Annotated in this window: 23 protein-coding genes and 1 pseudogene; 9 read left to right on the plus strand and 15 right to left on the minus strand. The window is 69.7% G+C overall.

Features of this window, described 5'->3' with window-relative positions; translation table 11 throughout:
* Window positions 1–34 precede the first annotated feature (34 nt).
* Together NBG84_RS22355 and map are read right to left on the minus strand one after the other, a co-directional pair.
* Window positions 35–700 (minus strand): biliverdin-producing heme oxygenase, encoded by a 666-nt coding sequence (locus NBG84_RS22355; RefSeq protein WP_250921339.1) that lies wholly within the window; start codon window positions 698–700, stop codon window positions 35–37.
* Between the two features lie 166 nt (window positions 701–866).
* Window positions 867–1,724, minus strand: coding sequence for a type I methionyl aminopeptidase (gene map, locus NBG84_RS22360; RefSeq protein ID WP_250921340.1), 858 nt, complete (start codon window positions 1,722–1,724; stop codon window positions 867–869).
* Window positions 1,725–1,826: 102 nt separating this feature from the next.
* Here map and NBG84_RS22365 point away from each other — a divergent pair, with 102 nt between their 5' ends.
* Window positions 1,827–2,072, plus strand: a complete 246-nt coding sequence (locus NBG84_RS22365; RefSeq protein ID WP_250921341.1) for a hypothetical protein — start codon at window positions 1,827–1,829, stop codon at window positions 2,070–2,072.
* A gap of 195 nt (window positions 2,073–2,267) precedes the next feature.
* Here the strand turns inward: NBG84_RS22365 and NBG84_RS22370 are convergent, their stop codons facing one another.
* Both NBG84_RS22370 and NBG84_RS22375 read right to left on the minus strand, forming a co-directional pair.
* The gene (locus NBG84_RS22370) at window positions 2,268–3,551 is read right to left on the minus strand and encodes an MFS transporter (protein ID WP_250921342.1); all 1,284 of its coding nucleotides are present in this window, start codon (window positions 3,549–3,551) and stop codon (window positions 2,268–2,270) included.
* A 116-nt stretch (window positions 3,552–3,667) separates the two neighbouring features.
* Window positions 3,668–4,273, minus strand: a complete 606-nt coding sequence (locus NBG84_RS22375) for a hypothetical protein (protein WP_250921343.1) — start codon at window positions 4,271–4,273, stop codon at window positions 3,668–3,670.
* A 95-nt stretch (window positions 4,274–4,368) separates the two neighbouring features.
* Here NBG84_RS22375 and npdG point away from each other — a divergent pair, with 95 nt between their 5' ends.
* Both npdG and NBG84_RS22385 read left to right on the plus strand, forming a co-directional pair.
* Window positions 4,369–5,118, plus strand: a complete 750-nt coding sequence (npdG, locus tag NBG84_RS22380; protein WP_250921344.1) for an NADPH-dependent F420 reductase — start codon at window positions 4,369–4,371, stop codon at window positions 5,116–5,118.
* A gap of 64 nt (window positions 5,119–5,182) precedes the next feature.
* The gene (locus tag NBG84_RS22385; protein WP_250921345.1) at window positions 5,183–5,374 is read left to right on the plus strand and encodes a hypothetical protein; all 192 of its coding nucleotides are present in this window, start codon (window positions 5,183–5,185) and stop codon (window positions 5,372–5,374) included.
* A 98-nt stretch (window positions 5,375–5,472) separates the two neighbouring features.
* On the opposite strand, the gene NBG84_RS22390 is transcribed toward NBG84_RS22385, so the two are convergent.
* Window positions 5,473–6,279: a site-2 protease family protein gene (locus tag NBG84_RS22390; protein WP_250921346.1), complete on the minus strand. Its 807-nt coding sequence runs from the start codon at window positions 6,277–6,279 to the stop codon at window positions 5,473–5,475.
* A gap of 198 nt (window positions 6,280–6,477) precedes the next feature.
* Here NBG84_RS22390 and NBG84_RS22395 point away from each other — a divergent pair, with 198 nt between their 5' ends.
* Complete coding sequence (locus NBG84_RS22395) at window positions 6,478–10,035, plus strand: AfsR/SARP family transcriptional regulator (RefSeq protein WP_250921429.1); 3,558 nt, start codon at window positions 6,478–6,480, stop codon at window positions 10,033–10,035.
* 52 nt (window positions 10,036–10,087) lie between these two features.
* On the opposite strand, the gene NBG84_RS22400 is transcribed toward NBG84_RS22395, so the two are convergent.
* The 3 genes from NBG84_RS22400 to panB all read right to left on the minus strand — a co-directional run bounded on the left by NBG84_RS22400 (window position 10,088) and on the right by panB (window position 13,181).
* On the minus strand, window positions 10,088–10,984 hold the full coding sequence (locus NBG84_RS22400; protein ID WP_250921347.1) for an ABC transporter permease: 897 nt from the start codon (window positions 10,982–10,984) through the stop codon (window positions 10,088–10,090).
* On the minus strand, window positions 10,981–12,021 hold the full coding sequence (locus NBG84_RS22405; protein WP_250921348.1) for an ATP-binding cassette domain-containing protein: 1,041 nt from the start codon (window positions 12,019–12,021) through the stop codon (window positions 10,981–10,983). Before NBG84_RS22405 ends, NBG84_RS22400 begins: the two co-directional genes overlap by 4 nt.
* Before the next feature lie 299 nt (window positions 12,022–12,320).
* A complete protein-coding gene (gene panB, locus NBG84_RS22410) occupies window positions 12,321–13,181 on the minus strand; it encodes a 3-methyl-2-oxobutanoate hydroxymethyltransferase (protein ID WP_250921349.1) in 861 nt (286 codons plus the stop codon).
* A 241-nt stretch (window positions 13,182–13,422) separates the two neighbouring features.
* Here panB and NBG84_RS22415 point away from each other — a divergent pair.
* From NBG84_RS22415 to NBG84_RS22425, 3 genes and pseudogenes are all read left to right on the plus strand, one after another.
* A pseudogene (locus NBG84_RS22415) lies at window positions 13,423–15,057 on the plus strand (DHA2 family efflux MFS transporter permease subunit); the annotation flags it as partial.
* Between the two features lie 253 nt (window positions 15,058–15,310).
* The gene (locus NBG84_RS22420) at window positions 15,311–16,132 is read left to right on the plus strand and encodes a TetR/AcrR family transcriptional regulator (protein ID WP_308312103.1); all 822 of its coding nucleotides are present in this window, start codon (window positions 15,311–15,313) and stop codon (window positions 16,130–16,132) included.
* 406 nt (window positions 16,133–16,538) lie between these two features.
* Window positions 16,539–17,564 carry an endonuclease/exonuclease/phosphatase family protein gene (locus tag NBG84_RS22425; protein WP_250921350.1) on the plus strand — a complete coding sequence of 342 codons (1,026 nt, stop codon included), beginning with the start codon at window positions 16,539–16,541 and terminating at the stop codon, window positions 17,562–17,564.
* A 193-nt stretch (window positions 17,565–17,757) separates the two neighbouring features.
* On the opposite strand, the gene NBG84_RS22430 is transcribed toward NBG84_RS22425, so the two are convergent.
* The 3 genes from NBG84_RS22430 to NBG84_RS22440 form a co-directional block, all read right to left on the minus strand.
* Window positions 17,758–19,515: an NAD+ synthase gene (locus NBG84_RS22430; protein WP_250921351.1), complete on the minus strand. Its 1,758-nt coding sequence runs from the start codon at window positions 19,513–19,515 to the stop codon at window positions 17,758–17,760.
* Window positions 19,516–19,651: 136 nt separating this feature from the next.
* Complete coding sequence (locus tag NBG84_RS22435) at window positions 19,652–21,259, minus strand: multicopper oxidase family protein (RefSeq protein ID WP_250921352.1); 1,608 nt, start codon at window positions 21,257–21,259, stop codon at window positions 19,652–19,654.
* A gap of 80 nt (window positions 21,260–21,339) precedes the next feature.
* A complete protein-coding gene (locus NBG84_RS22440; RefSeq protein ID WP_250921353.1) occupies window positions 21,340–22,062 on the minus strand; it encodes a hypothetical protein in 723 nt (240 codons plus the stop codon).
* 291 nt (window positions 22,063–22,353) lie between these two features.
* Between NBG84_RS22440 and NBG84_RS22445 the strand changes: the two genes are divergently transcribed.
* Complete coding sequence (locus tag NBG84_RS22445; protein ID WP_425608682.1) at window positions 22,354–22,659, plus strand: hypothetical protein; 306 nt, start codon at window positions 22,354–22,356, stop codon at window positions 22,657–22,659.
* 3 nt (window positions 22,660–22,662) lie between these two features.
* On the opposite strand, the gene NBG84_RS22450 is transcribed toward NBG84_RS22445, so the two are convergent.
* Window positions 22,663–23,082: a CBS domain-containing protein gene (locus NBG84_RS22450; protein WP_250921354.1), complete on the minus strand. Its 420-nt coding sequence runs from the start codon at window positions 23,080–23,082 to the stop codon at window positions 22,663–22,665.
* A 167-nt stretch (window positions 23,083–23,249) separates the two neighbouring features.
* Between NBG84_RS22450 and NBG84_RS22455 the strand changes: the two genes are divergently transcribed.
* Window positions 23,250–23,702 (plus strand): DUF5990 family protein, encoded by a 453-nt coding sequence (locus tag NBG84_RS22455; protein WP_250921355.1) that lies wholly within the window; start codon window positions 23,250–23,252, stop codon window positions 23,700–23,702.
* An 11-nt stretch (window positions 23,703–23,713) separates the two neighbouring features.
* On the opposite strand, the gene NBG84_RS22460 is transcribed toward NBG84_RS22455, so the two are convergent.
* From NBG84_RS22460 to NBG84_RS22470, 3 genes are read right to left on the minus strand one after another with little or no spacing between them, the layout of a single operon-like run.
* Entirely contained in the window at window positions 23,714–24,376 is a 663-nt protein-coding gene (locus NBG84_RS22460; protein WP_250921432.1) for a DUF305 domain-containing protein, read from the minus strand.
* Between the two features lie 16 nt (window positions 24,377–24,392).
* The gene (locus tag NBG84_RS22465; RefSeq protein WP_250921356.1) at window positions 24,393–25,040 is read right to left on the minus strand and encodes a thioredoxin-like domain-containing protein; all 648 of its coding nucleotides are present in this window, start codon (window positions 25,038–25,040) and stop codon (window positions 24,393–24,395) included.
* Window positions 25,041–25,100: 60 nt separating this feature from the next.
* Window positions 25,101–25,463, minus strand: coding sequence for a hypothetical protein (locus tag NBG84_RS22470; RefSeq protein ID WP_250921357.1), 363 nt, complete (start codon window positions 25,461–25,463; stop codon window positions 25,101–25,103).
* Window positions 25,464–25,533: the final 70 nt, after the last annotated feature.

Here is a 25,533-nt window from a genome sequence, read left to right on the forward strand (position 1 = left end):
CCACCGGACGTTTGAGGGACCTTCGGGCCCAGGGTCAGGCGCTGAGCGGGAACTCGGCGCCCAACTCGCGGAAGACCGCGCCATTGAAGTCAAAGGCGCGCTTGCACTCGTCGACTATCCGCTGCTTCTCCAGATCGTCCGCGTTCACCGCGTCCAGCAGCTCGCGGTATCCGCGCTTGAAGGCCGCGGGGTTGGCGATGCCCTCGAAGACGTAGAACCGCACCCCATCGCCCTTGCGGGCGAAGCCCCAGGTCTTCTCCGCTCGGTCCCGGATGATCTGACCACCGGAGAGGTCACCGAGGTAGCGGGTGTAGTGGTGGGCGACATAACCCGCGGGCCAACTCCGGGCGCATTCGGCCACCCGGGCCGCGTACGCCTCGGTCGCGGGCAGCGGCGAGGCCGTCGTCTGCCAGTCGGCTCCCCGCATATGCGCCAGGTCGCGCTCCAGTTCGGCCGTGCGAAAGAGCTCGGGCTGGATGAAGGGCCCGGCCACCGGGTCGTCCCTGAGCGCCTCGGCGCCCTCCTCCAGCGCCCGGTACACGAACCACAGCTGCTCGGTGTAGCGCGCATAGGCGTCGACGCCCAGCTGACCACCCATGAGGTCGCTCATGAAGGAGGAGGTCTCGGCCTCGGTGTGCTGCTCGTGCGAGGCGACGCGGATGAGCGTGGAAAAGGGCGTGACGGTGGCGGTGGCGTCCAAGGCGGACCTCCAGGGACAGGTGGCGGAGAAGAACAGAGAGCACCAGCGCATAGCTGCTGCCGCCACCGATCATCCTACTTAGGCATACCTAAGTCAATGGGTTCCCGACGGACTGTCGGTAAATTTCCGACAGGCTGTCGGTAAAAGTGGGTCCCTGGGGTCCGAATCAGGGGAGGGTGAGGATCTCCGCTCCGCTCGCCGTCACCACCAGCGTGTGCTCGAACTGGGCGGTGCGCTTGCGGTCCTTGGTGACCACGGTCCAGCCGTCGTCCCACATGTCGTGCTCATAGGTACCGAGGGTGAGCATCGGCTCGATGGTGAAGGTCATACCGGTCTGGATGACGGTGGTGGCGTGTGCGGCGTCATAGTGCGGAACGATCAGACCGGAGTGGAAGGCGGTGTTGATCCCGTGCCCGGTGAAGTCACGGACCACGCCATAGCCGAACCGTTTCGCATAGGACTCGATCACCCGGCCGATCACATTGATCTGGCGCCCCGGCTTGACCGCCTTGATGGCCCGGTTGAGTGATTCCCGGGTCCGCTCCACCAGCAGCCGGGACTCGTCGTCGACATCACCGCAGAAGTAGGTGGCGTTGTTGTCGCCGTGGACGCCGTGGATGAACGCGGTGACGTCGAGGTTCACGATGTCGCCGTCGCGCAGCACGGTGGAGTCGGGGATGCCGTGGCAGATGACCTCGTTGACCGAGGCGCACAGCGACTTGGGAAACCCTCGGTAGCCGAGCGTCGACGGATAGGCGCCGTGGTCGCACATGAACTCATGGGCGACCCGGTCGAGCTCGTCCGTGGTCACCCCGGGGGCGATGTGCTTGGCGGCCTCTTCCATCGCCTGGGCGGCGATCTTGCCCGCGATGCGCATCCGCTCGACGGTGTCGGAGTCCTGCACCTCCGGGCCGGTGTACGGGGTCGGCGCGGCCTTCCCCACGTACTCGGGTCGGCGGATGGAGGCGGGCACGGAGCGGATGGGGGAGAGCTCGCCGGGAACGAGCGTTGACTGGCCAGACATACCAGCGAGTCTAACCAGGGGTGGTGGGGCAGCATGGCGAGAGAGGGCGGGCACCGAGCCCCGGGAAACCATCGGCGAGACATGAGAAGAGAGGAGCCCCTGATGGCTCTGTTCAAGAGGCGCACGGTCGGAAAGCCGGGCGAGTGGTTCTACTGCCTGGAGCACAAGAAGGTCGAGGAGGGACCGGAGTGCCCGGCGAAGAACCGCTTCGGCCCGTATGGGACACGGGCCGAAGCGGAACGGGCGATGGAGACGGCGCGGGAGAGGAACCTGGAGTGGGAGACCGACCCGAAGTGGCATGACGGTCCCGGCGCTGGTGGCAGCTCCGGGGGTGGCACCGCGGCCTGAGCGGGCCACGACCCCTGGGGGCTGGTTCTCCGGGTCGGGTCCGTTCGGGCGGGCAGCTCATGACCGCGGGCGCGCCCTGTCGACGCCCGGGCTGCCCCCGACTCGCGCCGCCCCCCGGCACGGCCCCTCGAAGGGGCCGGGCCCCTCGGCGCTCCGGTCGGCCCCTCCCCAGAGCGGCCGAGCCGGTGGCTCCCCCTAGGCCTGGGCCTGGGGCGTCTCCTTCTGGGCGCGGCGGCGCAGAGCGTCCTCGTCCGTGTCGGCGTCGTACCGCACCAACTTGGGCAGCACCGCCGTGAGCGCTCCCACCCCCACCAGACAGAGCAGCCCGCCGCCCCAGAACGCCGAGCGCGTACCCGTCCAGCCTGCCATGGCACCCGCCCGGACCTGCCCGAGTTGCGGGCCGACGCTGTACGAGAGCACCTCTATCCCCGCCAGCCGCCCCCGGAGCTCCTCGGGGATCGTCTGGTTCCAGATCGTGGAGCGGCCCAGCCCGCTGAGGGTGTCCCCGGCGCCCGCGAAGGCCAGAGCGAGCAGCACCAGCCAGATGTTGCTGAACCACCCGGCCGCCGCGATGGCCAGCCCCCAGGCCGCCGCGCCGAAGATGACGAGTAGCCCGTGCCGCCGTATCCGCGAGGTCCACCCGCTGGTCACACTGAGCGCCACCGAGCCGACCGCGAGCGCCGTGTACATCAGCCCCAGTGACCACTCCGCGTCCAGATCGTCCGCCAGAAAGGCGAAGACCGCGAGCGGGAAGGCGAAGATCATGGCGACCAGGTCGATCGCATAGGTCCCGAGCAGCACCGGTCGCGACCAGGCATAGCGTGCGCCTTCCGCGATGCCCCGCAGCGAGGGCTTCTCCGCGTCATGGGCGGCCGGTGCGGGAGACAGGCGCAGACACATCAGTAGGGAGAGGGCGTATCCGACGATCGTCCCTCCGTAGGCCGTCGCATGACCGGAGTACGCCACCAGCAGGCCCGCCGCCGCCGGACCCGCGATACCGGCGAGCTGCCAGCGCAGTGTGTTCAGCGCCGCCGCGGCCGTGAGCTGGTCATGCGGGACGATTCGGGCCATGAGGGAGTCCAGCGCCGGGCGCTGGAGGCCGGCGAGGGCGGACACCCCTGCGGCGACCACATACAGCGGCCACAGCAGGGGCTCCGGCAGCAGAGCGTTCACCAGCAGCACGAAGGCGAGCAGGCCGAGGCCCGCCTCGGTGGCGAGGATGAGGACGCGCCGGTCGAAGTAGTCGGCGAGGGCACCGCCGTAGAGCCCGAAGACGATCAGGGGGATCAGCTCGACGGCCCCCATCGCCCCCACGGCCAGCGGCGATCCGGTGAGCTCCTTGATCTGGAGCGGTAGTGCCACCATCGCCATGGAACTGCCGAAGAAGGTGATCAGCCCCTGGACCCACAGCAGTCGAAAATCACGCGAGGAGCGCCAGGGGGAGAGGTCCGGCAGTATCGCCGAGAGCTTGGAGGCCACAACGAGCCATCGTCGGGTTTAGCCACCGCCCCCAGCAACCGATTTACCCGCCCGGCCGGGGGCACGCCGCTGGCACCGGCGGTGGGCTCAGAGGTGGCTCGGCAGTGGGGTGGGACTCACCAACGGGCGGGCGGCGGGGTGGTCAACTGGTCCACCAGACGGGAGAGCCGGTCACGGAAGTGCCGTTGTCCCCGGGCGCCCGGTACGCGGTTCTCCCCGGCTGCCGCGCTCACCAGGTGCTGCACGGTGTCCATGTCCACATCATGGATCGTCTCGTTCACCGTCAGCGCCTCATGCGCCAAACCCTCCACCTCCCGATGCCCGCCGTCCAGCGCCAGCACCGTCGCCCCCGCCCGGCGGGCGTCATGCACCCGCTCCAGCAGTTCGGCCTCCGGCCGCCCCGGGGTGACCAGCAGCAGTGTCTCGCCCTTCCGCGCGGCCTCCAGTCGGCCCAGACCGATCGCCAGATGCGCCGGATCATCGGGGTGCACCTGGTGGCGGACCAGCGTCGGCGTCAGCTCGGGCAGTCCCGACCAGGCCGCCTCGTCCACCAGATGCGCGGCAAGGTGCCAGGGCTCGTACTCCCCGGTCCCCACCAGCAGTAGTCCGCCGCCCCGGGGGACCACGGAGGACCGCAGGACCCCGGCGAACCGTCTGGTCGCGGCGGGCCACGTCGTACCGGCGAGGACTTCACGCAGCAGGGCGACACGTACGGCATCCATGCCCCCGAATCCTGCAACACGCCCGGTGCGCGGATCAGGCGATCAGCTGCGGTTCACCCGTTCGAGAGACTGATACCTGCGAGTAGGGTCGGGGCATGACTTCCACGAATCCCGCGAGCAGCCCCCCGGGGACCGAGAGTTCCACCGGCGCGAGCGCCGCGGCCAAGCCCGCCGCCAAGGACCCCTGGGATCTCCCCGATGTGTCCGGGTTGGTGGTCGGTGTGCTCGGAGGCACCGGTGACCAGGGGCGTGGCCTCGCCTATCGGCTGGCCAAGGCGGGCCAGAAGGTGATCATTGGCTCCCGTGCGGTGGAGCGGGCCGAGAGCGCCGCCGCCGATCTCGGCCATGGGGTCGAGGGCGCCGACAACGCCGACTGCGCCCGGCGTAGCGATGTGGTGATCGTGGCGGTGCCGTGGGACGGACACGCCAAGACCCTGGAGTCCCTGGTCCAGGAGTTGAGCGGCAAGCTCGTCATCGACTGCGTCAACCCGCTCGGGTTCGACAAGTCGGGCGCCTACGCGCTGAAGCCGGCGGAGGGCAGCGCCGCGGAGCAGGCCGCCGCACTACTGCCCGACTCGCGGGTGACCGCCGCCTTCCACCATCTGTCGGCGGTGCTGCTCCAGGACGCCTCCATCGAGGAGATCGACACCGATGTGATGGTGCTGGGCGAGTCCCGTGCGGACACCGATCTCGTCCAGGCCCTGGCCGGCCGCATCCCCGGCATGCGCGGGGTCTTCGCGGGACGGCTGCGCAATGCCCATCAGGTCGAGTCGCTGGTCGCCAATCTGATCTCCGTCAACCGTCGCTACAAGGCGCACGCGGGGCTACGGGTCACCGACGTGTAAGGGCGGGTGGGGCATGGGGGACACTGTGGGGGAAGACCGTCCCCCCGACAGGAGCCTCAACCCCATGCCCCGCCTCGCTCTCTTCGCACTTGCCGTCTGTGTGCTCGCCGTCGTGGCGGCCGTGGTCTCCTTCGCACAGGGTCTGTGGATCGGGGCCATCTGGGTCCTGGTGGTCGGGCTGTCGTCCAACATGGCCTGGTACTACCTGCGCAAGGCCAAGGTCGAGGCCCGCCAGGCCACCGCTGCCACCGACTAGCGCACGCTGACGCGACCACGCACCCGTACCGGTCGACCGGCCGTGCGCCACCGCCAGCCCTTCGCACCCACCGCCAGCCCTTCGCACCCGCCGACCGCTCACTGGTTGACGAAGGACTCACAGAACTCGTTGGTCCCCTGCCAGAAGCGGTAGTACTCCAACCCGCAGTCGGACTCAAGACCGCTCACTCCCAGCCCGCGCAGCACCGCGTCGACCCCGTCGAAGAAGAAGTGGTTGACCTCGGGGATGAAGAGCAGCGCGAACACCGCGAGCAGTCCGAACGGCGCGATGGGCTCCACCTGTCGACGGATCTTGTACGAGAGCCAGGGCTCGATCACCCCATAGCCGTCGAGACCGGGCACCGGCAGGAAGTTCAAGATCGCCGCCGTCACCTGGAGCAGCGCCAGGAAGGCCAGCGCGTACCGGAACACCATCGGCACACCGTCCAGCGCGTCCAGCCAGAACGGCGCCGTGCACACGATCGCGAACAGCACGTTCGTCAGCGGCCCCGCCGCCGAGATCAAGCTGTGCTTCCAGCGGCCCTGGATGCGTCCGCGCTCGATGAAGACCGCGCCACCCGGCAGACCGATGCCCCCCATGATCACGAACAGCACGGGGAGCACGATGCTCAACAGCGCATGGGTGTAGGCCAGCGGATTGAGGGTGAGATACCCCTTGGTCCCGATGGAGATGTCGCCGCTGTGGAGCGCCGTGCGCGCGTGTGCGTACTCATGCAGACAGAGCGAGACGATCCACGCCGAGGTGACGAAGAGGAAGACCGCGAGGCCGACCGTCGCCGCGTAGTCCGTCCACACGGCCCAGCCGCTCACCCCCATCACTGCGACGATCCCGAGGAAGACGGGGCTGATGCGCCGGTCGCTGCGGCGTGAGGCGGCAGTGGGCATGGGACGACTCCAAGGCCATGAGGCTGATGTGTGCTGACCGACCGTACAACCGGTGCTGGTAGAACGGCCGATGGATACGGATCGGTTCCACGCCGGTCGGTCCCACCCGGGAAGGGGATCGGCCATGTGCGCACCGTCCGTGAGCCCGCTTGTCCGTACCGTTCGTGGACCTACCCGCACACCAGGGACAATGAGGGGGTGCACTATCGGCTCCTTGGCACCACCCAGGCTATTGACGACGACGGCAGGCCCGTCCCGATGGGCGGTGCGCGGCTGCGCGCCCTGCTGACCGTACTGGCGCTGCGCGTCGGACGTACGGTCCCGGTCGGCGTCCTCATCGCCGAGGTGTGGGACGACGATCCGCCGGCGGACGCGTCAGCCGCGGTACAGGCCCTGGTCGGCCGACTGCGGCGGGCGATCGGGCGGAAGGCGGTCACATCGGTCGCCGGCGGATACCGGCTGAGCGCCACCGCGGACGACATCGATCTCCACCGGTTCGCCCGGCTGGCGGGCGAGGGCGCACGGGCGTTGGAGCGCGGTGATCCCGGCCGAGCGACCGAGTTGCTCGACGAGGCGCTGGAGCTGTGGCGGGGACCGGTACTGGCCGACCTTCCGCAGCGCGGCGCGGAGGTGTCCCGCTGGGAGTCCCGCAGACTGGACGCCCGGCGCAACCGGCTGTCTGCGGCGCTGCTCCAGGGGCGGGCGAAGGACACACTCGTGGAGCTGAACACGCTCTGCGCTGACCATCCCATCGACGAGTCGCTCCAGGCCCTACGACTGCGCGCACTACAGGCGGTCGGCCGCCCAGCGGAAGCACTGGCCGACTATGAGACGTTCCGCCGCCGACTGGCGGACCGGTTGGGCGCGGACCCGGGGCCGGCCCTGCGGGCGCTGCACGCGGAACTGCTGGGGGTGCGCGAGCGGTCCGCGCCGACCTCCCCCCACCCCGCGATCGCGTCCGCCCCCGCGGCTTCGCACGAGCCCGCGAGTCCGGGCGACCGAGAGCCGGCGGTGGACCACCGAGCCGCTCCGCCCGGTGCCGAGTGGCTCGCCGATCCTCCCCCGGCAGCCCAGGCCCCTGTCCGGCAGCGGCCCGCGGTGGGAAACCTTCGGGCCCGGCTCACCTCCTTCGTCGGGCGGGAGCGCGATATCGAGGCCATTCGGGACGATCTCGCCAAGGCCCGTCTCGTCACCCTCCTGGGACCCGGGGGAGCCGGCAAGACCCGGCTGTCCCAGGAGGCCGCCGAGGGCATCCACGCAGACGCCCCCGATGGGGTCTGGCTCGCCGAACTCGCCCCCGTCGACGACCCCGACGATGTCCCCGAGACCGTTCTGGCCGCACTCGGCGCACGGGAGACGGTGCTCCGAGGCGCGGGCGCCGAGGAGCTACGCGTCGGCGACGCGATCGGCGGCGACCCTCTCGTGCGGCTGATCGAACACTGTTCCCGCCGTCGGATGCTGCTGGTCCTCGACAACTGCGAACATGTCGTCACGGCCGCCGCCACCCTCGCCGAGCAACTGCTGGAGAGCTGCCCGGGACTCACGATCCTGGCCACCAGCCGTGAGCCACTGGGCATACCGGGGGAGTTGGTGCGACCGGTCGGCCCGCTGCCGGACCCCATGGCCCTGCGGCTGCTCGCCGACCGCGGCGCTGCCGCCCGCCCGGACTTCCGCGTCGAGGACGACCCGGAGGCCTGTGCCGAGATCTGCCGCCGACTCGATGGGCTGCCCCTCGCCATCGAACTGGCCGCCGCGCGGCTGCGGATGCTCACCCCGCGTCAGATCGCGGATCGGCTCGATGACCGCTTCAGGCTTCTCACCAGCGGCAGCCGTACGGTGCTGCCCCGCCAGCAGACCCTGAGGGCCGTGGTCGACTGGTCCTGGGACCTGCTCGACGCCGCTGAGCGGGCCGTACTGCGACGGCTCTCCGTCTTCGCCGGCGGCTGTGAACTGACCGCCGCCGAAGCCGTCTGCGCGGATGGCCCAGATGGCGCGGATGGCACCGATGGCGCAGCCGTACCCGAACAACCCCACGGCCAGCAGGGCCCGAACGGATCTGACGAGACAGGTGCCGCAGGGGCCCGGCTCGGCCCCGGCTCCTCGTCGACAGGAAGCGGGCCCGGGCGGACCCATGGGGCGGGCATCGCCGATGTGCTGGGCTCGCTCATCGACAAGTCCCTTGTCGTCGCCACCCCCACTCCCCACGGCGATATGCGCTACCGCCTGCTGGAGACGGTCGCCGAGTACGCGGAGGTACGGCTCGACGAGGCGGCCGAGCGGGCCGCGACCGAGCGCCGCCATCTGGTCCACTACCGTGAGTTGGCGCGCACCACCGATCCCCTGCTGCGTGGCCCTGGGCAGGGTGCCGCCATCGAAACCTTCCAAACGGAGTACGAGAACCTCCGTACCGCGCTGCGCCGTGCCATCGGCGACCGCGATGAGCAGGAGGCCCTCTGCCTCGTCATCTCCCTCTCCTGGTACTGGCAGATTCGGGATCTGCGCGGCGATGCCCGCCACTGGTCCACCCTCGCGGGCGAACTGGGCCCCGACCCCTTCGCCCCGCCGTACGTCCCCGCGCCCCCGGTGTACGAACGGGTCACGGACTCACCGCCGCCGATGGCACCGCTGCTGCTGGATGAGGCCCGCCGCGGGGTCGCCATGCTCCGCATGATCTTTGTGGACCATGGTGTGGAGGAGTGGGGCACCCCCGAGAACCAGGCACGGCTGCGCGGTGTCACCGAGGTCTACCGGCCCGGGCTACCGCAGACCTGTCGCGCTCCCGGGGCGCTCTGGTTCTTCGCGATCCTGATGACCGGCGACATGGAGCAGCTCAAAGCCATGCTCGACGCCACCGTCCAGACCTGCCGTGACCTGGGATACGAATGGGAGTTGGCCACCGCGCTCCAGATGCGGGCCTCCGTTCTCGCCCACCGCGTCCACTGGTCCGGTGACGCGGCGCGCGACGCGGAGGAGGCATGGAAGCTCTTCACCGGGCTCGGCGATGACTGGGGTGCCTCCGAGGCGCTGTCCGCCCGCGGTGAGACCCGGGAGCGCAACGGGGAGTACGAGCTGGCCGCGGAGGACTACAACGCGGCCATCGTGCACGCGGAGCGGATCGGCGCCCGTATCCAGGTGGCGGTGTTGCGGGGCCGGCTCGCCGGGATTCTGCTGGAGATGGGCCAGGGTGAGCAGGGCGAGGCGATGGCCCGCGGGGTGCTGTCCGACTATGACGGCGCGACCAATGAGTCAACGGCCATCGCCCGTATCCATCTGGCGCTCTGGCTGGGTCAGACCGGTCGTCGCGACGAGGCGCGGGCTGAGATCGAGCTCTTGATGGAGCAGTTCCGCCGTAACACCATGGCGATCTTCGAGGGGATGCTCATCGGCATGCTCGCCTGGCTGGACCTCGGGGACGGCGAGTACGAGTCCGCTCGGACGAAGGCCTTGGACGCCTTGGAGCGGGCGCGGGACCGGCTCAGCGTGATGGTCGCCCCGCAGCTCCTCTCGGTGCAGTTGGTGACCCTCGCCAGCGCTCTCGTCGGAGGCTGGCCGGATCGGGCGGAGAGCGCGGCCCTTCTGCTGGGAGTCGCCGGCGCGTCGATTCCGCCCGGTTACACGTCGACCCGCAATGAGCGGGAGATACGGACCTCGGCCGAAGCGGAGGTTCGTGCGGTGCTCGGGCATCAGGCCTATGAGTCCGCGTACGCGCGGGGCGGCGGCCTCAGCCTCGATGAGGCCGCCGCCCTGGCCCGGTAGTCGTCCGTGTGGTGGCGTGTGCCCGGTTCCGATGGGCTCGGGGCGGGCCGGGTCAGGTCCGCTTGCGGAACTTCGCCACCGCCAGGGGCGCCGTGACCAGGGTGATGGCCGCGGCCCAGCCGAGTGTCATCCAGACCGAGTTGGCCAACTCGCCCCCGTTGATCAGGGCGCGGGCGGCATCGGCGAGGTTGGAGAGCGGGTTGTAGTCGGTGAAGGTCTCCAGCCAGCCGGGCATGGTGGTGGGCGGCGCGAAGATCGACGAACCGAACTGCAGAGGTGTCAGGACCAACATGGCGAGTCCCTGAACGGCCTGGGGGGTCTTCAGCGTGAGTCCTAGCAGGATGAAGATCCACATCAGCGAGGCTCCGAAGAGCATGGACAGGCCGATGGCCGCGAGCACCTCGACCAGCGAGGTCTTGACCTCCAGCCCCAGGGCGAAGCCCATCCCCAGCAGGATGGTCATCGCCACCGACATGCGGCCGATCTCGACGACGATCTTCGCGATGAGTACCGAGGACCGGGCGATCGGCATGGACCTGAAGCGGTCCATCACGCCCTTCTTGACGTCGTCGTTGACTCCGGTACCGACGGCCATCGCGATGTTCATGCCCATCATCGCCAGCAGACCGGGGATCACGTAGTTGACGTAGTCGTCCTGATTGCCCTTGCCGGAGATCGCGCCGCCGAAGACATAGACGAAGAGCAGGGTGAAGACGATCGGCATCAGCAGGACGTCGAACATGGACTCGGGGTCCTGCTTGATCTGGAGCACATTGCGGCGGACCAGCGCTTCGATGTGCCGCAGATTGGCCCGTAGCCCGATTCGGCCTTCGCCGACGGGGGGAGCGGGCTTTCGACCGGGCGGTGCGGGCGGCTGGGCCCCGGAGCCGGGGTGGGTGCTCCCCGCCCGGTCGCTGGGGGTCGGGGACGTGGTCGTGTCGACGCTCATGCGGCGGTCTCCTGGAGGGTGGTGGCGCTCTCGGCGCTCTGCTCCGACACCGGGCGCCGTTCCCCGGTGACCGCCAGGAACACATCGTCCAAGCTGGGCAGATGGGTGGTGATATCGGCTATCCCGAAGTGGTGGGACGCCAGGACGCCGACCACGGCGGTCAGTTGTTCATCGGTGAGGATCGGCACGGTCAGCAGGCCCTCGTCCACAGCGGTGTGCACACCCGCGATGCCATCGAGACCGGCGCGGGCGAGCTCCCGCGCCATCGCGTCCAGTTGACTGCGGTCACTCGGCCGGATCCGCAGTGTTCGACCGCCGACCTTCGCCTTCAACTCATCGACCCGGCCCTCGGCGATGACCCGGCCCTGGTCGATGACGGTCAACTCATCCGCGAGTCGCTCGGCTTCCTCCATGTACTGCGTGGTGAGCAGTACGGTGACGCCTTCCGTGACCATCCGCTGGACCTCGTCCCAGACCTCGTTGCGGGTCCTGGGGTCGAGCCCGGTCGTCGGTTCGTCGAGGTAGAGGACGCTGGGCTCGCCGACCAGTGAGGCGGCGAGGTCGAGTCGGCGTCGCATACCGCCCGAGTACTGCATGACGGGCTTCTTGGCCGCGTCGGTGAGTGAGAAGCGCTCCAGCATCTCAGCGGCGCGCCGACGGGCGGCGGCACGGGACAGATCGAGCAGCCGCCCGATCATGTAGAGGTTCTCCCAGCCGGAGAGCTTCTCGTCCACGGAGGCGTACTGGCCGGTGAGTCCGATGGTGCGGCGCAACTGCCGGGGCTGGTGCACCACGTCGTATCCCGCGACGGTGGCACTTCCCGCGTCGGGCAGGATCAGCGTGGCCAGACAGCGGACGAGTGTGGTCTTGCCGGCCCCGTTGGGGCCGAGGACGCCGAGCACCGTGCCCTCGCGGACCGTGAGGTCCACCCCGTCGAGGGCCTTGGTCTCGCCGTAGTGCTTGACCAGCCCCCGTACCTCGACGGCATGGGTCCGGTCGCTGATCCGAGCCGTATCGCTCCGGTGGTTCTGCTGCATGTTGTCAACGATGTGCGGTCCCACCGACAAGCCACCGACAGATCACCGACAGGCACACCGACAACCCGCGATCCCACCGACACACCGACAGCCCACCGACACACCGGCAGCCGACTCGCCCCTGCCGATGGCGCCGCCGGGCCACCGCACTCGGCTACCGCCGGACCGCGCGGGTCGGCCGCGGGGTTCTGACCGGAACCCCGCGCCGAGACCGCGGCCCCACAGCCCGACAGCCCACCGATGGGGGAAGATCGGCGGGCTGTCGTCTGTGCCAGGAGTGGCTCAGGGGGTGGGATCGATCAGTGGAAGGTGTGCTCTTCCTGGGGGAAGGCACCGCCGACGACATCGTCCGCGAAGGCCTTCGCCGCATCACCGAGGGTCCGGCGCAGATCGGCGTACTGCTTGGTGAACCGCGGCACCTTGCCGGCGGTGAGCCCTGCCATATCGGTCCAGACGAGGACCTGGGCGTCCGTGTCGGGTCCCGCGCCGATGCCGACGGTGGGAATCTGCAGTGAACGGGTGATCTCGGCGGCGACCTCGGCCGGGACCATCTCCAGGACCACGGCGAACGCGCCCGCCTCCTGCGCGGCCTTGGCGTCGTGCAGCAGCCGGTGGGCTGCTTCGTCGCCGCGGCCCTGTACCCGGTAGCCCATGGTGTTCACGGACTGGGGAGTCAGACCGAGGTGTGAGACCACGGGGATGCCCGACTGCACGATCAGCTCGGTCTGCACCAGGGAGCGCCGACCGCCCTCCAGCTTGACCGCGCCGACACCCGCCTCCTTCACCAGCCGGGTGGCGTTGCGCAGGGCCTGTACGGGGCCTTCCTGGTACGAGCCGAAGGGCAGGTCACCGATGATGAGGGCCCGCTGGGTGCCCCGGACGACGGCGGCGGAGAGCAGGGTGATCTCGTCCATGGTGACCGGCACGGTGGTCTCGTAGCCCAGATGGGTGTTCCCCATCGAGTCGCCGACCAGCATGACCGGGATGCCGGCCTCGTCGAAGACCGACGCGGTCATCGCGTCATAGGCGGTGAGCATGGGCCACTTCTCGCCCCGCTCCTTGGCGGCGGCGATGTCATGGACCGTGATGCGGCGAGTGCCCTTGCCGCCGTACAGCGTCCTGCTGCTGTCGGAGGGGGGCTGGGCAGCCTGAAGCGTCATGGCTAACGGCTCCTTACGTCATCTCGAGGCGCCCTGACGGCGTCCCCGGATCCCTCCCATGGTGGCACTTCGTGCCGGTCGCGGGGAAGGGGGCCCGTATCGGTGCCCGCAGTCCGGCACTCGGTCCCCTCCCGCACGGTCCTCGCCCAGGGGCTCGCGCGGTCGTCGCGGGAGGGCGGTCGCCCCATCAATGATTTCTATACGAGACGGTCTCGTATCGAAAATAGTTTATGGTATTGCCATGCCGAATCCGCAGCCTCCTTCCGGCCCCCTCGGCGACTCCGAACCGGCCGAACCTCCCGTCAGCCCCGCGCCCGTGCCGCCGCGCATCCCCGAAGTCGTCCACCGGCGCCGCTGGGCCATCCTCACCGTGCTGATGTTCAGCCTGCTCATCGTCGTGCTGGACAACTCGATCCTGAATGTGGCGGTCAAGACCATCGCCAGCCCCGCGCCCACCGGGATCGGGGCCACCCAGGGGGAGTTGGAGTGGGCGATCAACTCCTACACCCTCCTCTTCGCCGGGCTCCTCTTCACGGCAGGACTGCTCGGAGACCGCGTCGGCCGCAAGAAGGTGCTCCTCTTCGGGATCGTCGTCTTCGGTGTGGGATCGGCGCTCGCCGCCTTCGCCACCACCCCCGGTGAGCTCATCGCCTACCGGGGGGTGATGGGCTTCGGCGCGGCCTTTGTGATGCCCTCGACCCTCGCCGTGCTGATGCACGTCTTCGAGCCCGATGAGCAGCCCAAGGCGATCGGGATCTGGGCCGGCAGCATCGGCCTCGCCATCGCGATAGGCCCCGTCACCGGCGGAGTGCTGATCGAGCACTTCTGGTGGGGCTCGATCTTCCTGGTCAATGTGCCGGTGGTGATCATCGCCCTGATCGCCATGGCCATCCTGGTGCCCGAGTCCAAGGACCCGGCCCCCGGCCGCACCGACCCCGTCGGAGTGCTGCTGTCCATCGTCGGCCTGGTGCTGCTGGTGTACGGGATCATCCGCGGCGGGGAGCTCGCCGACTTCACCGAGCCCTCGGTGCTCCTCTCCGTACTCGGTGGTCTCGCCGTACTGGCGGGCTTCGTCTGGCACGAGAAGCGCAGCAACCATCCGGCCATCGACATGGCGTACTTCCGGATGCCCGCCTTCTCCGCGTCCGTCGTCGCCATCGCCCTGGTCTTCTTCGCGATGATGGGCATCACCTTCCTCTCCGCCTACTACCTCCAGAGCGTGCGCGGATACAGCGCGCTGGAGTGCGGACTGCTGGTGCTGCCGCTGGCCCTGGCGCAGGGGTTCTTCTCGCCCCGAGCCCGGCTGGTGGTCGCACGGTTCGGCGCGCGGGCGGTCTGCGCGGGGGCGTTGGTCCTGATCGCCGTGGGGCTCGGTTCCTTCGCCTTCTTCGATGAATCGACGCCGATGTGGGTCTTCGGGGTCTCGCTCTTCATCCAAGGAGTGGGAATGTCACACATCACCGTCCCGGTGACCACATCGGTGATGCAGTCCCTGCCCCGGGAGAAGGCCGGGTCCGGATCGGCGGTCAGCAACACCTTCCGCCAGGTCGGCGGCGCCCTGGGAGTCGCGGTACTGGGCTCGATGCTCTCCATCCGCTACCGGGCCGAGATGGAGGGGCAGCTGGCGACCCTGCCTGCCGGGCTGCGCGAGAGCGCCGGCGAGTCGATCGAGGGGACCCATGCGGCGGCGCGCCGGTTGGGACCGGCCGGTGAGGAACTGATCACCCGGGCCAACGCCGCCTTCATCGACGCCATGCAGCTCACCGCGCTGGGCGCCGCCCTCGTCTGCCTCATCGGGGTGGCGGTCGTGCTGCGCTGGCTGCCGGGCCGGGCGGTTCGGCACGCGAAGGGCCCCAGCGGCTCACAACCGGCCGCTGCGGGGACACCCGATGCGGGGACGCCCGCACTCCGCCGGTCTGACGCCGGCGCCCCCGTACCCGGTCAGGGCCAGCAGCCCGCGCAGTCGAACGGTTCACCGGCCAACGCCGTGCCGCACCTACCGGAGGACGGCCCGCCAGCGCGCCAGCAGCACTGATCGCCATACCGCCCCTCCCGGTCAGGGAGAATCGAGTGGTCATGACCGCGGCGCCGGGCCTCGGCCGCGGCGACGGGAGAGAGATGGAGCGGATGTGCCCTTGAAGAAGCGGCCCAAGGAACACCGCGACGGCCAGGGGACCCCTGCCGCGCCCGACGCCGCCCCGGACACCACCGGTGGCGATCAGGCGGCCGAGCGGGTCCCGATGCCAGGCCGCCGGTCGGTATCCACACCGTCTCCCGACAGGGACTCCACCCCCCTGCACGACCCCACATCGGAACCGGCCCCGGAACCGGCGCCCGCCCGCCGTGGTCGACCGCGCAGCGAAGCCGCCGAACGCTCCATCATCGAGGCCACCCTGAGCCTGGTCGAAGCGGGCGTGCCCCTCTCCGAACTCTCCATCGAACGCATCGCCCGCACGGCCGGCGTCGGCAAGGCCACCATCTACCGGCGCTGGGAAGGCAAAGAGGCGCTCCTCGTGGACGTCGTACGCTCCCTGGACCCGGATGACCCGCCCGCGCCAGGGGCCTCCGTCCGCGAGGACCTCATCTTCTTGATGCAGAGCCTCCACCGGCGGGGGCTGGCCAAGAGGTCATCAGCGCTGCTCGTCACCGTCTTCTCCCAGATGCAGAACTATCCCCGACTCTGGGAGATGCACCATCGGGTCTCCGTACAGCCCAGACGGCGGCAGATGGACGAGGTGCTCCGGCGCGGCATCGCCGAGGGAGAGATCCGGGATGATCTTGACTTCGATCTGCTGGGAGATCTGTTCGTCGGGCCGATCCTGGTACGCACCGTGCTCCGGCCGGAGGTCACCTGGTCACAGGACAGCGCGGAACAGATCGTCGACGCGGTACTGGCGGGCCTCCGCCCGCCCAAGTCCCCTGGAGGGTCGGCCCATGACACCGGGCGGTAGCCGTGAGGGGTGGCACCGGGCCCCTGACGCGTACGGCACCTCAACGCCAAGTCCCCGACCGGGCACTCGTTTTCCCTAGCCCGGTCGGGGGAGGGCTCGCTCCCACGGCAAGGCGAGCGGACGTCCGTACGAGTCAGCGACCGCGGGCGCCCAGGGCGTCGGGCCGTCACCGGGAGCGCGTGGCCGACCGTTCGAGCGGGCTGGGCGCCACGCCGCGCCGGAACACATCTGACGTGTGCGTCTTCCGTCACACCACCTCTACCTGGCCCAATACCAGGAACCACCCGCGCTGTCCCGTCGTCATCGAAAAGGACGGCCGCTCCCGGGCGGTGAGACAAGTACCGTCATCGCCTAGTGTCGACGCCGGGGTTGGAATGACGGCAGCAAGGCAGTGAGGACAGGCTTCATGGTGCAGGCGTACGAGACCGAGACCGGGAATGGCGACCCGGGGGACCGGTTCACCCAATCCCGAGCCCGGCGCCTGCTGGATGGCTGGCGCGGGGATCGGGACATCTGGCGGCGCGGCATCGTGATCGCCGCATCCGCCGTGTTCATCGCACTGTTGATGATCTTTCATGCGCAGGTTCCCAACCGGATCGGGAACTTGGGCAGTCTGAACGAGACGTTTCTGCCCTGGCTCGGGGTGATCTTCATCCCCCTGCTGCTCATCGCCGCGATCTGGCGGCGCTCAGCCACCGCCCTGATCGTGCTGCTCCTGCCGATCGTCGTCTGGTTCAACCTGTTCGGCGGGCTGCTCACGGGCAAGTCCACCCGCGGTGGTGATCTGACGGTCGCCACCCACAATGTCAACGCCGAGAACCCGGACCCGAGCGGTACCGCCAAGGACGTCGCCGCCTCCGGCGCCGATGTGCTCGCGCTCCAGGAACTGCCCCAGGGCCAGGTCTCCACCTACCGCGAGGCCCTCGCGGACACCTACAAGTACCACGTGGTCCAGGGCACGGTCGGGCTCTGGAGCAAGTACCCGATGACGGACAACTCCCCGGTGGAGATCCGGGTGGGCTGGACTCGTGCGCTGCGCTCCACGGTCCAGACGCCCAAGGGCGAGGTCGCGGTCTATGTCGCCCATATGCCGTCCGTACGGGTCAAGATGCACGCGGGCTTCACGGCCAACCAGCGTGACAACAGCGCCGATGCGCTCGGCGAGGCCATCGCCCGTGAGCGGATCAGCAAGGTGGTGCTGCTCGGCGATCTCAACGGCACCATGAACGACCGTGCGTTGAACGCCGTGACCTCCCAGATGCGGTCGACCCAGGGGGCCGCCGGGGACGGGTTCGGCTTCAGCTGGCCCGCGTCCTTCCCGTTGGCGCGCATCGACCAGATCATGGTCAAGGGGGTCGAGCCGGTGTCGTCCTGGACGCTACCGCGCACCGACAGCGACCATCTGCCGATCGCCGCGAGCGTCAACCTCTGAACCCCGGGCGCCTGGAACCCCGTACGCTCCCCGGGTGCGGTGGGTGCGGTGGGTGCGGTGGGTGCGGTGGGTGCGGTGGGTGCGGTGGGTGCGGTGGGTCGGCTCGTCGGACAGCCGACGTCCCCGAGTGCCCGTCCGGCAGGGGCAGCCGGGTGGCCCGTCAACCGCCGGCCCACCCCGCTGCCCGGATGGTTCAGTGGGACGTCGACTCGCGCCAGCGGTTGGTGATGGGCAGTCGCCGGTCCTTGCCGAACCCCTTCGCCGAAATCTTGGTGCCCGGCGGGTACTGCCGCCGCTTGTACTCGGCCATGTCCACCATCCGCAGGGTCCGTGCCACCAACTCCTCGTCGAAGCCGGCCGCCACGATCGCGTCCTTGCCCTGGTCCCGGTCCACGTACAGCTCCAGGATGCGGTCCAGTACGTCGTAGTCCGGCAGCGAGTCGGTGTCCACCTGTCCGGGCCGCAGCTCCGCGCTCGGCGGCTTGCTGATGGACGCCTCCGGGATCGGCGGGGTCTGGCCGCGCTCCCGCGCCGCCCGGTTGCGCCACCTCGCGAGCCGGAAGACGGTCGTCTTGTAGACGTCCTTGATGGGCCCGTACGCCCCGACGGAGTCGCCGTACAGCGTGGAGTACCCCACGGCCAGTTCGGACTTGTTGCCCGGGGCGAGCACGATCTGGCCCTCCTGGTTGGAGATCGCCATCAGCATCGTGCCGCGCAGCCGCGACTGGAGGTTCTCCTCCGCCAGTCCGGTCAGTTCCAGCGAGCCCATATAGGCGTCGAACATCGGCTCGATGGGGACGGTACGGAAGTTCAGGCCGGTGCGCCGGGCCAGTTCGGCCGCGTCGCCCTTGGAGTGCTCGGACGAGTACTTCGAGGGCATGGAGACGCCGTACACATGCTGTGCGCCCAGCGCGTCGCAGGCGATGGCGGCGACCAGGGCCGAGTCGATACCCCCGGAGAGCCCGATCAGCACCGAGCTGAAACCGTTCTTGGCCGCGTAGGCGCGCAACCCGACGACGAGCGCCGAGTACACCTCCTCGTCGTCGTCCAACCGCTCGGCGTATCCGCCGGCCACCTCGGGTTCATACGCGGGCAGTGGTTCGGCGGTAAGGAGCACATGGTCGATCCGCAGCCCGTCGTCCACGACCCCGGACGGGATCTCCCCGGCCGCTGGCAGCTCCAGATCGAGCACCACGCAGCCCTCGGAGAACTGCGGGGCACGCGCGATGACATCGCCCGCCGCGTCGACCACGATGGAGTCCCCGTCGAAGACCAGCTCGTCCTGCCCCCCCATCATCGCCAGATAGGCCGTGGTGCACCCGGCTTCCTGGGCGCGCTTGCGGACCAGCTCCAGCCGGGTGTCGTCCTTCATCCGCTCATACGGTGAGGCGTTGATGGAGAGCAGCAGCCCGGCCCCGGCCGAACGGGCCGCCGGCACCCGGCCGCCGTCCTGCCAGAGGTCCTCGCAGATCGCGAGGGCCACATCGACGCCGTGCACCCGGATGACGGGCAGGGTGTCGCCGGGCACGAAGTAGCGGAACTCGTCGAAGACGCCGTAGTTGGGGAGATGGTGCTTGGCGAAGGTGAGCACCACTGCGCCGTCGTGGAGCACGGCCGCGGCGTTGCGCGGGGCCCCGGCCGGCTGACCGTACTTCGGCTGGGCGCGCTCGGAGCGATCGAGGTAGCCGACCACGACCGGCAACTCGCCGAACCCCTCCGCCTTCAGCCGGACGGCGAGCGAGCGCAGGGTGGCCCGGGACGCCTCCACGAAGGACGACCGCAGGGCCAGGTCCTCCACGGGATAGCCGGTCAGCACCATCTCCGGGAAGGCGATCAGATGCGCCCCCTGCTCGGCGCTGTGCCGGGTCCAGCGCATGATCGCCTCGGCGTTCGCGGCGAGGTCTCCGACGGTCGAGTCGATCTGATTCAGGGCGAGACGTAGTTGAGGCACGCCGCCCAGTGTAATCGTCTTTCTGACGCGATGTCCTGGGTGGGGGTGTGGGACGTCCCACGAAGAAGTCTCGCGAGACGACCGACCGACCCGTGGAGAGGTCCTCGGTGATCGCCCCACACCCCGCTCCGACTGCCTACTTCCGGTAGCCGAGAACCGTCATCATGCCCGCCTCGGCGTGGTAGACGTTATGGCAGTGGATCATCCACAGGCCCGGGTTGTCGGCGTCGAAGTCCACGCTCAGCGTCCCGTTCGGCAGGATCACCGCGGTGTCCTTGCGGGGCCCGCCCGCCACATTGGCCAGCCCGAAGGTGTGCCCGTGCAGATGCAGCGGGTGCCACATCTCGGTCGGATTGCTGAACACCAGCCGTACGCGCTCCCCGGAACGGACCTCATGGCTGGGGTTCGGCGAGTAGGCCCTGCCGTCGAAGCCCCAGTCGTACTTCGCCATCCCACCGGACAGCTTGATCTTGACCGTGCGGTCCGGCTTGCGGTCGGGGAGCGCGACCGAGGCGTGCGCACGGAGCTTGTCCGCGGTCAGCAGCCGCCGCTCCAGTTCCTTGGGCCGCACCGCGGCGCTCGGCACCGCCCCACTGCCCGTACGCAGTACGGCCAGCGCGGCCGCCTTCTTGCCCTCGGCGACCGCGGTGAACGGGAAGACCCCGCTCTTCGCCGTGACCAGGACGTCATAGCGCTCACCCATCCCCAGCAGCAGCGCGTCGGTCGGGGCGTGCTGGACGGGGAAGCCGTCGGTGTGGGTCACCGTCATCTCATGGCCGCCGAGCGCCACCCGGAAGGCGGTGTCGCCACCGGCGTTGATGATCCGCAGCCGGATGCGGTCGCCGGGGCGGGCGGCGAACGACGTGGGCGCCTCGGGGGTGCGCCCATTGATCAGATAGTGGGGGTAGGCCACATCCCCCGCGTCCCCGCCCAGGAGATCGCTCTTGGCGCCCATCATCATCCGCGAGGGCCCCTTCTTGGGGTCAGGGGTCTCATCGGCGCCCAGTGACATGGGCGCCATCCCGCCGTGCCCCTCGTGGCCACCGCCGGTCATGCCCTTGCGCAACTCCGTCAGGACGGCATCGGGGGTGGAGCCGTCCACGCCGTCGACCCAGTCATCCAGGACGATGACCCACTCCTTGTCGTACTTCAAGGGCTCCTTGGGGTCCTCCACGATCAGCGGGGCGTAGAGGCCTCGGTCCTGCTGGACACCGGAGTGCGGGTGGAACCAGTACGTTCCCGGGTGCGCCACGCTGAAGCGGTAGTCGAAGGACGCACCCGGCTTGATGGGCTGCTGGGTGAGCCCGGGCACGCCGTCCATGTCATTGCGCAGGGCCAGGCCGTGCCAGTGCAGCGAGGTCGCCTGCGGAAGGTTGTTGGCGAGGGTCAGCGCGAGGGTGTCGCCCGCGGTGACCCGGACCTCCTGCCCGGGGAGTTGGTCGCCGTAGGCCCAGGAGCGGACGGTACGGCCACCGCCGAGGTCAAGGGGCGTGGCGATGGCGGTGAGCTTCACCTTGCGCTCCGGCCCGCTGCCGCGCTTGGCCTCGGCGGCCTTGACCTCCGGGCCATCGGGTGTGACGAAGCCCTGGGCGTCCTTGCCGGCGCCTCCTTGCCCGCCGCCTCCGCTGTGACCGGAGTGGGAGCCGCCGCCCGAACCCTCCTTGGAGCAGGCGGCGAGTACGCCGGTGCCGGCGACGGCCAGGGACGCGCCCATGAGGGAGCGACGGGAGATGTGTGTACGCATGACGGTGTGCACCTCGTGGTGATGTTCGGTGAAGCAGTACGGACGGGTACGCGTCCGCCGCCCAGGCGGCGGAGGCGCTCCTAGGTCCGCAGTACCGACAGCTGTGCGAGGAGACTGCGAGGAGGCGGTGGGTTGGGTCGCAGCGTGCGCCTGATCCGCACTCCGGCGCCGAGCACGGGCAGCCGGGCACCCCGGGTGCTTCCCCACCACCCGCCGGTGAGGACCAGGACGATGCCCCAGGCGCCGAGCACGGCGAGACAGACCATCGAGGGGTTCATACCGTGGTCATCGCCGTGGGTGTCCGGGCCGGAGGTGAGCCCGGCCGGGCCATGACCGGAAGTCACCGCGACCTCGGGGCCCCCAAGGCCCGCGGCGGCGGTGACCGTGGAGATGGGCTCGGCGCTCGCCGGGGTCGTCGCGGTGAACCCGGTGCTCGCTGGCGCCGTGGAAGTGAGTTCGGCGCTCGCCAGGGCCGTCGAGGTGTGGGGAGCCGCCGCCGTGGAGGTGGGCGCTGTGCCATGGGCCCGCGGTACGGATGCCGCTTCGACGGTCCGCGCGCCAACGGTCCGCGTTTCGGAGGTCCGGGTTTCGACGGTCGGGGTTTGGACGGTCCGCGCCGCGGCCGTCTGAGCCTCTGCCGTCTGCGCCGGTGGGTGCCCGGCCCCCGGCCGTGTGTACCCGTCCGCTGGATGCCCCGTCGAGGCGGCCGTGTGCGGAGGGCTACCGGACTGAGTGGGGTGACCCACCGTATGCATGGTGGCGATCCCGAACAGCAGGGCGATGAGCAGCAGAAGCTGCCCCACCCATCCACCGTTCCTTGTCACCATGCCTAGGGATACTACCCCCTCCGGGTATGCCGGCCATGATGGCCGGCCGTTGAACGATCATGAGGTGGATGACCGCCGCCCTGCTGGCCCCGGGCGCCTCGCCCCCACCGCGTGGACCCTCGAAACCGTCGTCCCCACCGGCCTCGGCCCCCTGCGGACCCATGCCAGCGAGCTCACCGCAACCGACCACCCCTGGGGCCGGCCGCCCGGCGCCTTGCCGTACGCCTCGCCCGTACCGGCGGCGCGGACCCGGCTCCAGCGGATCTGGTGCGTCGGGTCTATGCCACCACCCGGGTCGTCGACGGCGCGCTCCTGGAGAACGCCCACTACCGTGCGGTCGCCGCCGAACTCCTGGCTCTGCGCGAGCGCCACCCCCTGCCGGCGGGGCTGCCCATCACCGTTCTCGCCGCCTCGGCGGGCGGTCGGCGGTGGCTGGCCCGGCAGCGGGCGCTCGCACTGCTGCTCGGGGCCCGGTACCAGGAGGTGGGGCCCGCGGGCCATCTGCTGATGCTGGACCGCCCGGACGCGGTGGCCCGGGCGGTACTCGACGCCGTCAGCGCTCCCGCCGGGTGACGGTCAGCCCTTGGCGTAGACGCGTTCCACCCATCCGGCGAGCTGCTCGTCCGAGAGGTGCTGGGCCAGATCGGCCTCGCTGATCATTCCCACCAGCCGCTTGTTCTCGATCACGGGCAGCCGGCGGATCTGGTGCATCTCCATCTCCTGGAGCACCTCCTCCACCCCCGAATCCGATGCGATCCAGCGGGGAGTGCCCTTGGCCAACTCGCCAGCGGTCACCTTGGCCGGGTCATGGCCGAGCGCCACACAGCCGACGACGATGTCACGGTCGGTGAGGATGCCGCAGAGGCGTTCCTGGGCATCGGCGATCGGTAGCGCGCCCACCCGGTGCGCGCGCATCAGCTGCGCGGCCCGGTCGAGGGTCTCGTGCGCGGGAATCCACTGTGCCCCGCTGTGCATGATGTCCTTGGCGGTGGTCATGGCGTTCGCGCCTCCTAGATGTGTACAGATGCGTACAGATGCCACTCGGCACCAGAGGTCCGGGCGAACTCATCGTCATTGGGCCATTGGGCGTACGCGACCGCTGTAGGCCAAACGGGTGAACGCGTGAACGGATGAACGGGCGATCGAAGGGGATGGGGACGGGGATGGCACGGCTGGTCTTGCGGATCAGGGGCTATGAGCTGCCCGGCAGCGCGTGCGGTGAGTACCGCGATGTCCATGTGGGCACCCAGCGCGGCAAGGACCCGGACCAGTTGGTGTCGGCCGATGCGGCGGAGGTCGTCTTCGAAGTCCCCGTGGAGACATTGACCCGTGCCGATGGCACGGTCGATTTCAAGGGGCCCTACGTCCAGGGCCGGCCCGGGGCCAGATTCACCTATCTGACCTGGGGCGAACTACCACCGGGAGGCCGGTTCGCGATGTTCCGCAGGGCGAAGCTCTTTCTGGCCGATCTCCCGGCCGGGGCAGCGGCCGGGGGCATCGCCCAAACCGAGCTCGCCCTCACCGACGGCAAGGGGCTGCCCCGATGCGCGGGGCTCCGTCCGCCCCAGATCACCTGGCGGCTCTCCGGGACGGACGACATGAACGACCAGAGCTGAGAACGGGCGACTCAGGTTCGCACCTGAGCGCCCCGCTTCTTCAGCAGATCCACCATCAGCTCCACCTCGGAGCGCTGGGCGTCCACCATGCCCTGGGCCAACTTCCGCTCCGGCCCCACCGTGCAGAGCTCCACACAGCCCTGGGCCATGGTCACCCCGGCGTTGTGGTGCACGATCATGAGCTGGAGGAACTCCACCTCAGCGGCCTTACCGCCCAGTGTCTCCAGCCGCTCCAACTGCTCCTTGGTCGCCATCCCCGGCATCAGCGAACCACTTTCGGACGCCGACCGCTGTCCGGAGTGCCCGCCATGCCCGCCGTTGCCCGCCTTCGCCATCCAGGCCATGGATGTGCCATCGCCCGAGGTGACCGAGAGCCCCCACAGGTCCAGCCAGCCCAGCATCATGCCGCGCTGGTTGGCCTGGGTGTTGGCGATGTCATAGGCCAGCCGGCGAATCCCCTCGTCCTGGGTGCGGTCGCGGACGATGAACGACATCTCCACCGCCTGCTGGTGGTGGACGGACATATCGCGGGCGAACCCGGCGTCCGCTGAGTCGGTCGCCGGAGTGGCCGGCCGCGAGTCGTCGCCATCGCCCGCGGTGGCCACCGTCGCCGCTCCCGCGAAGAGCAGCGCCAGAACGACCGCGGTGATGGCCGCCCAATGCGTACGGGTCATCCCGGTCACGAGCCGCTCACTTGCCCTTCAGGCCGCCCGTGCAGGCCGCGCCCTTCTCGGGGGTCTGCTCGCCCAGCACGTACTTGGCGAGGAACCGGTCCACCCGGGGGTCGGACGCCGTCTCCGCGGTGATCTGCTTGCCCCAGGCGCTCAGCATGATGGCGCCCGCCTGGTCCTTGACCGGGCTCATCAGCGTGTACTGGTTGCCCTTGACGCGCTTCTCCAGCTTCTCCACGTCCGCCTTGGCGGCCTTGTCGTTGTAGGTCACCCACACGGCTCCGTGCTCCAGCGAGTGCACGGCGTTCTCGTTCGGGATGGACTCCTTGTAGACATCGCCGTTGCAGTTCATCCAGGCATGGTGGTGGTCACCGCCGACCGGGGGCTTCATCGGATACTGGACGGCCTTGTCCACGTGGTTGCGGCCGAGCTTCTTCGCGTCCCAGGTCTGCTCGTTCGCGATCGGGGCCTTCGCCTCGGCGACCTTCTGCTCCTGCTCCTCGCTCTCCTTGTTCATCACATAAACGCCGAAGCCGATGAGCGAGGCGACCACGACACCGCTGATGCCGATGGTGAGGACGCGATTGCGGCGCTCACGGGACTGCTCGGCCTTGCGCATGGCCTCTATTCGGGCGCGCCGGTCATCGCTGGTCTTACGGGAAGCCATGATGTGTCGTCCTTCTTCACTGGGTGATCGATGGGGGTGCGGAGAGGTGGGGGGCGGAACTCAGGTCCGCAGCACCTGAAGGACGTGCAGATTCGGCGCCCTGGCCAGCGCCTCGGAACCCGCCGGACGGCCGGCGCCGGGCTGCTGGTCGTAGCGGACGCCCTGCTCCTCGGCGTCGATGGGCCCCTCCGGGGGCGGTGAGGTGAGCACGGCGGCGTTGACCGTCGGTTGCAGCCCACAGGCCCCGTTCTCGTAGGGGCAGGAGAAGGCGGGCATCACATCGTCGGCGGCCAAGGCGGAGATATGGTGCTCGGCGGGCGGGCTCAGACAGATGAAGAGCGCGCCGAGGAGCGTCGCCACGGCACTCAGCAGTGCCACGGGACGCTCGTTGGGCGCGATGAGGCCGTGCCGCGAACTCCTCATGGCCGCTGATCGTAGCGAGCGAGGCCGCTGGGCACCTCATACGGGGCGGCCAAAACCGCTTCTGGCGGGT

The sequence above is a fragment of the Streptomyces albipurpureus genome, from assembly GCF_023701525.1.
Classification (GTDB): Bacteria; Actinomycetota; Actinomycetes; order Streptomycetales; family Streptomycetaceae; genus Streptomyces; species Streptomyces albipurpureus.

What these genes read in the sequence shown, in the direction of transcription:
- NBG84_RS22450 (WP_250921354.1), bottom strand. Translation starts at nt 23,082, where the DNA reads ATGACCACCGCCAAGGACATCATGCACAGCGGGGCACAGTGGATTCCC.
- npdG (WP_250921344.1), top strand. Translation starts at nt 4,369, where the DNA reads ATGACTTCCACGAATCCCGCGAGCAGCCCCCCGGGGACCGAGAGTTCC.
- NBG84_RS22425 (WP_250921350.1), top strand. Translation starts at nt 16,539, where the DNA reads ATGGTGCAGGCGTACGAGACCGAGACCGGGAATGGCGACCCGGGGGAC.
- NBG84_RS22470 (WP_250921357.1), bottom strand. Translation starts at nt 25,463, where the DNA reads ATGAGGAGTTCGCGGCACGGCCTCATCGCGCCCAACGAGCGTCCCGTG.
- NBG84_RS22455 (WP_250921355.1), top strand. Translation starts at nt 23,250, where the DNA reads ATGGCACGGCTGGTCTTGCGGATCAGGGGCTATGAGCTGCCCGGCAGC.
- NBG84_RS22460 (WP_250921432.1), bottom strand. Translation starts at nt 24,376, where the DNA reads ATGACCCGTACGCATTGGGCGGCCATCACCGCGGTCGTTCTGGCGCTG.
- NBG84_RS22465 (WP_250921356.1), bottom strand. Translation starts at nt 25,040, where the DNA reads ATGGCTTCCCGTAAGACCAGCGATGACCGGCGCGCCCGAATAGAGGCC.
- NBG84_RS22400 (WP_250921347.1), bottom strand. Translation starts at nt 10,984, where the DNA reads ATGAGCGTCGACACGACCACGTCCCCGACCCCCAGCGACCGGGCGGGG.
- NBG84_RS22375 (WP_250921343.1), bottom strand. Translation starts at nt 4,273, where the DNA reads ATGGATGCCGTACGTGTCGCCCTGCTGCGTGAAGTCCTCGCCGGTACG.
- NBG84_RS22390 (WP_250921346.1), bottom strand. Translation starts at nt 6,279, where the DNA reads ATGCCCACTGCCGCCTCACGCCGCAGCGACCGGCGCATCAGCCCCGTC.
- NBG84_RS22435 (WP_250921352.1), bottom strand. Translation starts at nt 21,259, where the DNA reads ATGCGTACACACATCTCCCGTCGCTCCCTCATGGGCGCGTCCCTGGCC.
- map (WP_250921340.1), bottom strand. Translation starts at nt 1,724, where the DNA reads ATGTCTGGCCAGTCAACGCTCGTTCCCGGCGAGCTCTCCCCCATCCGC.
- NBG84_RS22365 (WP_250921341.1), top strand. Translation starts at nt 1,827, where the DNA reads ATGGCTCTGTTCAAGAGGCGCACGGTCGGAAAGCCGGGCGAGTGGTTC.
- panB (WP_250921349.1), bottom strand. Translation starts at nt 13,181, where the DNA reads ATGACGCTTCAGGCTGCCCAGCCCCCCTCCGACAGCAGCAGGACGCTG.
- NBG84_RS22405 (WP_250921348.1), bottom strand. Translation starts at nt 12,021, where the DNA reads ATGCAGCAGAACCACCGGAGCGATACGGCTCGGATCAGCGACCGGACC.
- NBG84_RS22385 (WP_250921345.1), top strand. Translation starts at nt 5,183, where the DNA reads ATGCCCCGCCTCGCTCTCTTCGCACTTGCCGTCTGTGTGCTCGCCGTC.